10 protein-coding genes are annotated in these 11,956 nt (G+C 44.4%); all 10 read left to right on the top strand.

Translation table 11 applies throughout. The features are described from left to right. Positions 1–21: 21 nt before the first annotated feature. Positions 22–984: a 3'-5' exoribonuclease YhaM family protein gene (locus ACPW7J_RS04090; RefSeq protein ID WP_425756751.1), complete on the top strand. Its 963-nt coding sequence runs from the start codon at positions 22–24 to the stop codon at positions 982–984. Positions 985–1,005: 21 nt separating this feature from the next. After that, positions 1,006–2,286, top strand: a complete 1,281-nt coding sequence (locus tag ACPW7J_RS04095; RefSeq protein WP_425756752.1) for a hypothetical protein — start codon at positions 1,006–1,008, stop codon at positions 2,284–2,286. Next, complete coding sequence (recD2, locus tag ACPW7J_RS04100) at positions 2,287–4,512, top strand: SF1B family DNA helicase RecD2 (protein ID WP_161873689.1); 2,226 nt, start codon at positions 2,287–2,289, stop codon at positions 4,510–4,512. Between the two features lies 1 nt (position 4,513). Beyond that, a complete protein-coding gene (locus ACPW7J_RS04105) occupies positions 4,514–5,191 on the top strand; it encodes a ComF family protein (protein WP_425756755.1) in 678 nt (225 codons plus the stop codon). 316 nt (positions 5,192–5,507) lie between these two features. Continuing rightward, positions 5,508–6,035, top strand: coding sequence for a ribosome hibernation-promoting factor, HPF/YfiA family (gene hpf, locus ACPW7J_RS04110; RefSeq protein WP_161873691.1), 528 nt, complete (start codon positions 5,508–5,510; stop codon positions 6,033–6,035). Positions 6,036–6,185: 150 nt separating this feature from the next. Next, entirely contained in the window at positions 6,186–7,040 is an 855-nt protein-coding gene (gene cdaA, locus ACPW7J_RS04115; protein ID WP_161873692.1) for a diadenylate cyclase CdaA, read from the top strand. Beyond that, positions 7,027–8,220: a CdaR family protein gene (locus tag ACPW7J_RS04120; protein ID WP_425756757.1), complete on the top strand. Its 1,194-nt coding sequence runs from the start codon at positions 7,027–7,029 to the stop codon at positions 8,218–8,220. Before cdaA ends, ACPW7J_RS04120 begins: the two co-directional genes overlap by 14 nt. Positions 8,221–8,228: 8 nt before the next feature. Continuing rightward, positions 8,229–9,581 (top strand): phosphoglucosamine mutase, encoded by a 1,353-nt coding sequence (gene glmM, locus ACPW7J_RS04125; RefSeq protein ID WP_425756759.1) that lies wholly within the window; start codon positions 8,229–8,231, stop codon positions 9,579–9,581. A 24-nt stretch (positions 9,582–9,605) separates the two neighbouring features. After that, complete coding sequence (glmS, locus tag ACPW7J_RS04130) at positions 9,606–11,435, top strand: glutamine--fructose-6-phosphate transaminase (isomerizing) (protein WP_161873695.1); 1,830 nt, start codon at positions 9,606–9,608, stop codon at positions 11,433–11,435. 9 nt (positions 11,436–11,444) lie between these two features. Further along, positions 11,445–11,954 (top strand): GerMN domain-containing protein, encoded by a 510-nt coding sequence (locus ACPW7J_RS04135; protein ID WP_161873696.1) that lies wholly within the window; start codon positions 11,445–11,447, stop codon positions 11,952–11,954. Positions 11,955–11,956: the final 2 nt, after the last annotated feature.

Raw genomic sequence — 11,956 nt, forward strand, 5'->3', positions numbered from 1 at the left:
TTTTTTAATGGGGTGTAATGAATGAAACAATTTTATGCGGCGGACCTGCACGGACAGACCGAAATAACAGATTTTTTTATGGTTAAGAGCGCCGGTATCAAGGTAGGTTCTAATAAAAAGCAGTATTTTGACGTTTTATTAGGTGACAAAACAGGAGAGGTAAATTCCAAAAAATGGGATATTTCTGAACATGAAGCGCCAATGCTGGCGGCGATTAAAGAAGGAGATATTATCAAGGTAAGGGCGCAGGTCACAGATTGGCAGGGACAGACACAGTTGAGAATCGGACGAATTCGTATGAGCAATCAGGAAGACGGTCTGGATGTATCTGACTATATTAAGACGGCGCCAGAACCATCAGAAGATATGTATGCCTTTATCTATGGGACGGCTGAAGCTATGGAGGATCAGGATTTACGCCGGTTATGCACGAAGGTTTTAGCTGATAACAAAGAACGTTTGCTGTATTACCCTGCGGCAACCAGAAATCATCACGCGGAGTATGGCGGTTTGCTGTATCATGTAAAAAGAATGTTGATGACCGGTCTAAGAGTCTGTGAGGTCTATGAGAATTTAAACCGTGACTTGGTTGCGGCTGGAGTAATTCTTCATGATATCGAAAAATTAAACGAAATACAGTCTAATGCATATGGTATTTCTCCAGGATATTCCTTTGAAGGACAGCTTTTGGGTCATTTGGTTCAGGGAGTAAAGTTTCTGGATCGCACTTGCCGGGAATTAGGGTTCTCAGAAGAAAAGACTTTGATGTTGGAACACATGATCCTGTCTCATCACTATGAACCGGAGTTTGGCAGTCCGAAGAAACCCCTGTTTCCGGAAGCAGAGGTTCTGCATTATCTGGATATTCTGGATGCGAGAATGTTTGATATGGAAGATGCGCTTAGAGGCGTGACGCCGGGAGAGTTTTCAGACCGGATATGGACCTTGGATAATCGAAAAGTGTACAAGCCGAAAGGTGAATAAGAGAAACGGAGGAGTTGCGAAGTGATTAAATTTGATAAGGACGTATCTGCGGCGCTGCGAATTTTGGATAAAGCGGGATTTGAAACCTATGCGGCCGGCGATTGTGTCAGAGACGCGATACGGGGAGAGATTGTTTGGGATTGGGATCTTTATACCAGAGCAAAGATGGAGGATTTGGTGAAATTGCTGCCTGACGGTGTTTGCGCAAAGGATAAGAACGGGGAATTTTTGCGCATGGATTTTACTTATGAAGTGAAGCCTAAGGACGAATCAGAAGAATCTTTTATTGAGGGTTCAGTTTTGGACGTTCATCCTCTGGAAGGATCGATAGAGGACTTTCTTGCGGGGAGAGCGTTTACAGTGAACGCTTTAGCAGATAATCCGGAAAGAGGCTTTCTTGATCCGTATGGAGGCCGTGAGGATTTGAAAAAACATCTGATCCGGGCTATCGGCGATCCTGCAAAGCTGTTTCAAGAGAAGCCGATTTGTATGATGGAGGCTGTACGGCTTGCCGCAGAGATGGACTGCGACCTGCAGCAGAACATTTATGATGCGATTGTATCGAATTGGAGACTTTTGTTAGACTACAATATTGCCGAGATCCGTGATGAATTGGAACTGCTTGTGGTCTGCGAACATGCGGGAAAGGGCCTTTCTATGCTTGCGGAAAGCGGTCTTATGGCGGTAGTTTTGGGAGAGGAAATCGCCGGTAAAATGTCCATGAGCGATATGAACGCGTTTAAAATTCTTTGTAAAGGCATTGATAAGACTAAACCGGTCAGAACAAGACGTTTGGGGCTTTTGTATGCAACGCTTTCCGAGAAAAAGGGTTTGGCGGCTATCAAACGCATGCAATTTGATCCAAAGACTAAAATGCACTTAGACGACGCCATGACAGAAGTGATCAAGATTAATTTTCTCAACGACGAACCGTCCTTTAAGAGATATCTCTGTGAGCACGGATTAGAACGTTATGAATATGTACATAATCTGTCAAAGGCGCAGCGTATCGTATTCGATCATCCATCGCTGAAAATTGAATCGCGTAACTATAAGATGAAGACCATTATGGCACAAAACGAGCCTGTTTTTGTAGAGGATTTGGTGATCGACGCTAACGATATCATTGCGGCGGGTATTACTGATTCGCCGGAGAAGGCTGAAGAACTGCTGAAGCTGGTGGTTGCAGTAGTGCATCGTGAGCCTGCTAAAAACGAAAGAGAGGTTCTTCTCAAAGCCGCCAGGAAATATGCTCGAAATAAATTCGCAGCAAAGACCAGATATATTAAATGGGCGAGATAAATGGAAGAAAGACAAGGCAGTATAACTGAGATTATATTCCAAAATGAAGAAAATGGATACACCATTGCCGTTATGGAAACGGAGGATGAAATGTTCACGGTAGTAGGCTGTTTGCCTTCGTGCGCGAAGGGAAGCAGCTACCGCCTGCGCGGCGCTTTTAAGGTTCATCCCGTTTATGGCGAACAGTTTGCTTTCTCTGAATTTGAAGAAGTATTGCCTACGAGTAAAGCAGGAATCGAAGGATTCCTTGCTTCTGGTGCGATCAAAGGTATAGGTCCGAAGATGGCGGCGACAATTGTGGCGGAGTTTGGAGAAAATACCTTTGACGTGCTGGAAAAAGAGCCGGAGCGTTTAGAAAATGTCAGCGGGATAGGACCTAAGAAGGCGGCGCAAATTATAGAATCTTATTCGGCGCACAGAGAGTTTGCCAGTGTATCTATGTTTTTTCAGCAGTTTGGTGTTTCAGCAGAATATGCTTTACGATTATATAAGGTTTACGGCGCGGCTGCTGTGGATCTAATTCAGGAAAATCCGTATCGTTTGGTCGAAGAAGTCTACGGTATCGGGTTTAAAAAGGCTGATATTATTGCCGAGCGGATGGGAATTGAAAAGGAGAGTACATTTCGCATTAAAAGCGGAATAAAGTATGGACTGAGTTATTATGCTGCAGAGGGCAGCACGTATATGCCGAAGGAGGAATTGTGTGAGCGTGTCGCGCAGCTTTTGGATGTGACGCGCCAGCTGATCTTTGAAAACATTGTGGAGATGGCATTTGAGGGGGAGCTGCAGCTGGACAACCTGAAGGGAGAAACGGTGGTGTACCTGTATCCGTACTATTTAGCAGAGCAGCGAGTTTGCCGTAATCTTGCGGCGATTTCCGGGGCGTCTCTAAAATCCCTGTCTGTGGATATTGACAGCTCCATCCGTATGACAGAGAGAGAAACCGGGATCGTACTTTCTGAGCAGCAGGAGGCAGGCGTTAAGAGCTCTCTAACCAGTGGAATTTCAGTGATTACCGGCGGACCGGGAACAGGAAAGACTACAATTATCAATACCATTATCAATATTTTTGAACAGTGCGGCTTGAAAGTGGCTATCTGCGCTCCCACAGGGAGAGCCGCGAAGAGAATTACAGAGACTAGCGGACACTATGCCAGTACCGTTCACCGTCTGTTAGAATATTATTACTCAGAGGGTGAAGACATTATGCGGTTTGGCAAGACGAAAGAAGATCCGCTATCTTATGATGTTGTCATCGTGGACGAGGCATCTATGATCGATTTGATGCTAATGCAGGGACTTACAGAAGCTATTCGGCCGGGTACAAGGTTGATCATGGTTGGAGATTATGATCAGCTGCCGTCAGTTGGCGCCGGTAATGTATTGCGTGATATTATCGAAAGCGAGTATGTTCACACGGTGATTCTCAAAGAAATATTCAGGCAGGCAGAAGAGAGTATGATCGTAGTCAACGCTCATCGAATCAATAGAGGGGAATATCCTTTTGTTAATAGCAAGGACAAGGATTTTTTCTTTATGGAAAGAGCCAATGACGTACAGATGGTAAACCTAATAGTAGAGTTGGTAACGAAACGATTGGCTGCGTACTATGAGGGTATTGTACCGGTACGGGATATTCAAATTTTAACGCCGGTGCGCAAAGGGACGTTGGGCAGTATGGCTTTGAATCAGGCGCTGCAGCAAGCCTTAAATCCACCGAGAGAAGATCTGATGGAGAGAAAATTCGGAGATAGGGTTTTCAGAGAGAATGATAAGGTAATGCAGATAAAAAACAATTATCAGATGGGCTGGAAAAAGCGCAGAGATTTTTCAGAAGGTCAGGGCATCTTCAACGGCGATGTGGGTTTCGTGGAAAAAATTGATAAGGACGCCGGTCAGATGACTGTGATCTTTGATGAAGATAAATATGTTACCTATGAATTTTCCCAATTGGACGAATTGGAGCTTGCCTATGCTGTTACTGTACATAAGAGCCAGGGCAGTGAGTTCCCTATTGTAATCATGCCCGTTTCATGGTTTCCGCCGGTACTTGCTACGCGAAATTTACTTTATACGGCAGTAACCAGGGGCAAGCAGGTAGTGGTTTTAGTTGGCAGTGAGAGAAAAATGCACGCTATGATTGACAATAACCGGATCAAAATGAGATATTCCGGATTGAAATATAGATTACAGTCTTTGATGGAAGCAGAGGAGGGGACTTTTTGATATGGCAGGAGTGTTAAAAATTGCGTCAGCTGCGGTGGAAAAGGCCATGGATCTGCTTTATCCGCCATCTCTGTATTGCTGTTGCTGTGGCAATTTGATTGATGAAACGAGAAACTATAGTCTCTGCGATCATTGTATGGAGCGCTTCCGGTGGGACGGCGCAGATGTTAAGGAAATTAACGGGCTGAGGACCTTGCGGTGCGTTCAATACGGAATTTATGAAAGAACTTTAATCTTTTCACTGAAGTATAACGGAAGAACCTGGATCGCTCGTGAAATTGCAAAGATCTGTGCTGATCGATTGACCTTGGCAGAGATAGATTTTGATGTTATTGTGCCGGTGCCGCTGTATTGCAAAAAAGAGCGAAAGAGGGGATTTAATCAGGCGGCTTTGATAGGTCGTTACTTAGGACGAATATCGAAGCGACCCTGCCTGGAGCATGCTTTGATACGTTTAGAGGAAACCAGACCAATGCGGGGTTTATCACCGGAGGAGAGGAAGGACAACGTACAGGGGAAATTTATTTTAAACCCGAAGGATGCTGGAAAACTGGCAGGAAAACGGGTGCTGCTTTTCGATGATTTTTATACTACAGGCAGCACAGCTATGGCCTGTAAACAGGCTTTGGAAAACTCTGATCCAGCAGAGATGTTTTTTTTGGCTTTCGCGGCAAAATAGTTTTTCGGACAGTCCCGCGTCTGCCTGGGTCTGTGGTTGAAAATCCAAGCCAGTTGCGGGCAAAGGGATCCACGTAAGCTGATCCGCAAGGCGGCAGTGATCATGGCGCAGCTTAGATGTAAGTCCTCGGGAAAATCCCGGTTAAGGCAAGTGTGGGGGCAAAGACCAGGTCAGCCGGGCGGACGCGGGACTGTCTGAAAAAATATTTTGTATGCAAGAAAGATTTAGGTATGATTTTGCCTCAGAGTATGGTATACTATAGACAAACAAATACCCCGAAGCTTTTGGCGGAGGGATTGGCTAAGGAGGTCATCAAATGAAGGTAAACATTACAGGGAAAAACTTTAACACCTACCAGCACTTAGAAGATACGATGGAGAAGAAATTTGACAAGCTGGGGAAGTACTTTTCAGATGACATTACTGTAAATGTAGTATTATCACAGGAACGCGGCAAGGACAAGATCGAAGCAACGATCAATGCAAAGGGCGCTGTTTTCAGAGCCGAGGAGGTTGCAGGTGATGTATACGAGGGCATTGACAGGGTTGTAGACAAATTATCCAGCCAGATGGCAAGATTCAAGGGAAAGCTTCAGAAACGCTATAACGATAATAAGGCTTTGAAGTTCGAGATTTTGCCTGATTATGAAGAAGAAGTTGAGGAGGTCAAGGTAGTCAGAACCAAGAAATTTGAACTGACTCCGATGACTGTTGAAGAAGCTATTCTGGAAATGGAGATGCTGCAGCATGATTTCTTTGTTTTTCTGGATATGGAGACAGACAGCGTAAATGTTGTATATATCAGAAAGGATGGCAATTACGGCGTTCTTGAAACCACATATTAAAAGCAGAAGGGCTGCCCGGGAGGGCGGCCCATTTTTGTAAAAAAGAAGAAGATTTCAGAACAGTTTTTCTTAGTTTATCTTGCGGTATCCCCTTGAAATTTTGCAGTATATACGATAAAATATTTTGTAACTGGTAAAAGGGGAAAAATAATGGAAAAATTTTTAAACAACATCATTTCGAGTATCGGAATCAACGATGTTTTGGATATCCTGATCGTATCCTTCATTGTGTACAAGATACTCGGATTTATAAGGGAATCAAGAGCCCAGCAGCTGGTAAAAGGACTGCTGGTTTTGGTCGTGGCTTTCTTCCTGTCAGATATCCTGAATTTGTACGCATTAAATTGGATATTGAGAGGAACCATGACTTTAGGCGTTATTGCTCTGGTTGTCGTTTTCCAACCGGAATTGAGAAGAGGATTGGAGTATGTAGGAAGAAGTAAGATAGTAAAAGCGCCATTCGGACAATTGGATAAGGAAAAGGCCAAAACTGTTACAGATGAATTTGTCAAGGCTGTGGACTCTTTTTCCGCCACCAGAACTGGCGCGCTGATCATACTGGAGCGTGAAACGGCTTTGTCTGATATTGCGGAGACTGGAACAGAAATTAACGCGGATATTTCAGCGCAGCTGTTAGGAAATATCTTCTATGAGGGTGCGCCGCTTCATGACGGCGCGGTTATTATCCGAGGCGATAAGGTTTTTGCGGCAGGGTGCGTATTGCCGTTGACAGGAAATAAGAATTTGAATAAGAGCTTGGGTACGAGACACAGAGCAGGCATAGGCATTACAGAAAACTCCGACGCGATTTCTATCATAGTCAGCGAGGAGACAGGCATTATCTCTATGGCTATTGATGGTAAACTGACTCGTTTTCTGGATACGAAAACAGTGGAGAAGACACTGCTGAATCTGTATTTGACAGGTAGAGATGACGATTCTTTTAAATTCAGCAGGATTCTCGAAAAATTTGAATTAGGGAGGAAGAAGGATGCTGGCAAATAAAAGATTCAATATCATTCTCTCTCTGATCATAGCAATCTGTTTATGGGCATATGTTATCGGTGAGACAAATCCTACGGATACCAGAACCTTTCGTGATATTCCTATCGTGTTGGTGGGTGAACAGACTTTGGAAGATAACGATCTGGCGCTGCTTTCCGTCAGCGCGGAAACGATCAATGTGACATTGACAGGAGCAAGAGCCAATATCAATCAGATTGAGGACAGGGATATCTTTGCATCTGTAAATCTTGCGGAAGCTGCCAAGGGCGAAAGTCAGCTAAAGATCAATCTCAGAGTGCCTGATAATGTTGAGATCGAAGATAAGAGCCTGAACAAATTGACTGTAATGATTGAAGACAGAATATCCAGAGAGGTGGATATTCAGGTAAATTATCAGGGGAATTTTGGAGAAGATGAAGAACCTATTATTGTGGATATGAGCAGAACTTCTACAGTAGTCACAGGAGCGGCTTCGTTGGTGGAAAGCGTAGAGTATGTAGAGGCGTTGGTAGAAAGCGGTAAAGTAAAGGAACAGTTGAACACCGTAACCTGTGCTTTGAATCCGGTTGACGGTGAAGGAGAGATTGTGAACAGAGTATCTCTGTCAGCTAAGACGATTCAGGTCAGCGCGCAGTTGGCTATGATTAAAACAGTACCGTTGATCGTACCGATTGAGGATTCACAAAATGAGGATGTGCCGAAGATTTTGTCAGCGCCGAAGACGATCACGATTAAGGGAAAAGGTGAGGATTTGGCGAACATCGATACGATAGAAACCGAGAAGGTAGATTTATCCGATGTAACGAAGGATACGCAGATTAATCTGCAGCCTATTTTACCGGAGGATGTACAGATATCCTCCAGATCGCAGGATAATCTGGTGATGCGTGTAAAGGTCACGCCGCTGGAAAGCAGGACTTTCACCTTTGATGAAAAAAATATAGAATTAACGGGCCTGAGAGAAGATCAAAAGGCTGAAATAAAACCAGTTCAGATTGAAGTTGTTCTGAAAGGGCGGAAGGAAGATTTAGACGCTATTGTTGACGACGGATTTAAGCTGACAGCTGACTTAAAGGATCTGAAGGTTGGAATTCATACTGTCATTCTTAAGGTTAGCTGTCATGGAAATTATGTTTCTATGGGCATAAATCCAGATCATATAAAAGTTACGATAGAATAGAGGTTAATATGGGAAGATTATTTGGTACAGATGGAGTCAGGGGCATAGCTAACGCTGAATTGACTCCCGAGCTCGCTTTTAATCTGGGAAAAGCAGGCGCTTTTGCTTTAAGTAAAGAGAATCAGAGGCCGGTTATCGTCATCGGCAAGGATACCCGGATATCAGGCGATATGTTGGAGAATGCTTTGACAGCCGGTATTTTAGCTGTAGGAGGCAATGTGATTAAGGTAGGCGTTATTCCGACGCCGGCTGTCGCCTATCTGGTGAAATACTATAATGCTGACGCTGGTATTGTCATTTCAGCATCTCATAATCCGTTCGAATATAACGGGATTAAATTTTTCAGCGGTGATGGCTATAAACTGGACGATGATCTGGAAGAACGGATTGAGGATATGATCATGAGAGGGATCGATCCCAACAGTCATATGACTGGTGAGAAATTAGGAAGGTGTCTGGATGCAGAAGGCGAAGCAGCGGATATTTACTGTAAATTTTTGCTTTCTACCATTGATATTCGCCTGGAAGGAATGAAAATTGTTCTGGATTGTGCTAATGGAGCGTCTTACCGCACTGCGCCGGCAGTGTATCGTGATTTAGGCGCAGAAGTGATTACCATCGGCTGTGATCCGGATGGTTTGAATATCAATGATCATATAGGATCCACACATCCAGAAAAGCTGCAGCAAAAGGTCGTAGAGGAAAAGGCGGACTTGGGTCTCGCTTATGACGGTGATGCTGACAGACTTATCGTTGTGGATGAGAAGGGATTGATCATCGATGGCGACAAAACCATCTGCATCTGTGCTAAAATGTTGAAGGACGCCGGACAATTGGCTGAAAACAAGGTGACGGCTACTGTAATGAGTAATATTGGCTTCCATAAATATGTGAAGGAAATATTGGGCGCGGAGGTAGAGGTAACAGGTGTAGGCGATCGCTATGTATTAGAATCTATGCGAAAGACTGGATGTGTTATCGGTGGAGAACAATCCGGACATATTATCTTTTTAAATTATACTACTACAGGTGATGGTACACTGTCTTCACTGCAGTTTGTTAAAGCTGTGAAAGCTTCCGGCAAAAAACCTTCAGAGTTGTCAGCTGAGATCGAGATATTTCCGCAGGTATTAGTGAATGCTTCCGTAGCAAATGATAAGAAAAACGCTTATAAAGACGATGAGGAGGTTCAGACAGCCATCAGGGCTATCGAGGAGGAAACTGCGGGAAGTGGAAGAGTGCTGATTCGCCCATCCGGTACGGAACCGTTGGTACGCGTTATGATTGAAGGCAGCGATATTGAAAGAATTCATCAGCTGGCTCAGGAGTTGGCTGACCTGATTAGTAAAAAGTTTGGCTAAGTTGAAAGATAGGAAGGCATAAATATGTGTGGAATTGTAGGATATGTTGGTCATGACAATGCAAAGGATATCGTCATTGACGGATTGAAAAAATTGGAATATAGAGGATACGACTCAGCAGGAATCGCTCTGGTCAACAATGGTGAATTGATTGTCCGGAAGAAAAAAGGAAAGATTGCTAATTTGGAGGAGGCTATTGCCGGAGAAAAATTGCGGGCAACCACCGGAATCGGCCACACTCGTTGGGCAACGCATGGCGCGCCGTCTGACGGCAATGCCCATCCCCATGTGAATGGCGATCAGAGTATAGCTATCGTTCATAACGGTATTGTAGAGAATTATATGGAGCTAAAGGAATGGCTGGCGACAGAACACGGTATAGCCTTCCGGACGGAAACGGATTCTGAGGTTATCGCGCACCTTCTGGGTGTTTTAAATAAAGGATGCCTGGAAGACGCGGTACTGGAGGCTGTAAAACGTATGAAAGGCGCATACGCTTTTGTCGCGGTATCCAAGGATGAACCGGGAAAAATTGTAGCCTTTCGGAAAGACGCGCCGTTGATTGCAGGTCTGGGCTCAGGGTGCAATTTCGTGGCTTCGGATATTCCCGCTTTGCTGAAGTATTTGAACAAGATTTATCTCATCGAAAACGGTGAGCTGGTTATCTGTACGCCGGAGCATATTCGGATTTTAGATCAGAATAAAAATCCGGTAAAGAGAGATGTATTGCAGGTAACCTGGAGTATGGAGGACGCGGAAAAGGAAGGCTATGAGCATTTCATGCTGAAGGAAATTCATGAACAGCCTAAGGCAATTCGCGAGACTTTGACCAGAAGATTATCGGAAGACGGAAAAGTAAAGCTGGACGGCATTTCTCTGACGCTGGAAGATTTACAGAAGTTTAATAAGATTTATATCGTAGCCTGCGGTACGGCATATCATGCAGGGATGGTGGGAAAGTACGCTATTGAGAAAATGGCTAGAATACCGGTAGAAGTAGATGTTGCATCGGAATTCCGCTACAGAGATCCTTTTGTAGACGAAAAGACGCTGTTTATCGCTATCAGTCAGTCGGGTGAGACTTTAGATACCTTAGCGGCGCTGCGAGAAGCAAAGCGGAAGGGCGCAAGGGTTTTGTCTGTTGTCAATGTGGTAGGCAGCTCTGTAGCCAGAGAGTCGGATGATGTGTTCTATACATGGGCAGGACCGGAGATTGCTGTCGCTTCTACAAAAGCATATACGACGCAGCTGATCTGCATGTATTTGATCGCGTTGTATATGGGCGATTTGAGAGGAACGATTACGGAAAGCTATTATAACTATATATTGAATGAGTTGATAGCTATTCCGGATAAAGTGCAGGCCATTATTGAGGGCGCCGGCGAGATCGAAAATCTGGCAAGGTATCTCTATAACAGAGATCAGGTTTTCTTTATCGGCAGAGGAATGGATTCGGCGGTTGCTTATGAAGGGTCTCTGAAATTGAAAGAGGTTTCTTATATCAATTCCTTTGCTATTGCGGCAGGGGAACTGAAGCATGGAACGATCGCTTTGATGGAGCCTGAAACGATCGTTGTCGCTTTAGCCACACAGGATTTCTTATTCGATAAGATGTTCTCCAATATTGTAGAGGTTAAAGCGCGGATGGCCCATGTGGTTTCTATTGCAAAGGAAGGGAATACCCGCATTCAGCAGGAGAGCACAGAGGTTATTTATATCCCGCAGTGCGCTGATGAGGTGTCGCCGCTGTTGACGGTGATTCCGCTGCAGCTGTTTGCATATTATGTTGCCAGAGAAAGAGAAGAAGATATCGATAAGCCTAGAAATCTGGCTAAAAGTGTTACTGTAGAATAGGAGTAGGATATGAAGCATAGCTTTTTCAAGGTGTTCTTGCTTTTAGTTGCGATTACCTTATTTATGGCTTTAACAGGATACACAGCGAAGCAGCGGGTTATTGCGGTTTTTATCAACCAACTGTTTATGGATACAGGTAAGGGCGAGATTATCATGGAGGTAGAAACTGAGGCAGCCGGTTCCGGCAGAGCAGAACTATATATGGCGGCAGTGAAACTGCTGCAGCAACGAAAAATGCCGGAGACAGAAGGGGCTGTAACTGCTTTTAAGAATGATTATAGAATTAATCACATTAAGGAGAGTGAAGGCAACGTCGTGGTCGATTTTTCCAGTAGAAATCTCGTGGGAACGGAGATGGAGGAGCGATTGCTTATTGCACAGATTGTGGAGACGTTGACCAGATCCTTTGACGAGGTGGAATCTGTGTTTTTTACCGTAGATGGAGAACCGGCGGAAACCTTGATGGGTCATGTGGATATTACGGATAGCTTTACACAGGCCGCGGATCTCTGGTTTTAAGA

The sequence above is a fragment of the Ihubacter sp. rT4E-8 genome (genome assembly GCF_049852125.1).
Classification (GTDB): Bacteria; Bacillota; Clostridia; order Peptostreptococcales; family Anaerovoracaceae; genus Senimuribacter.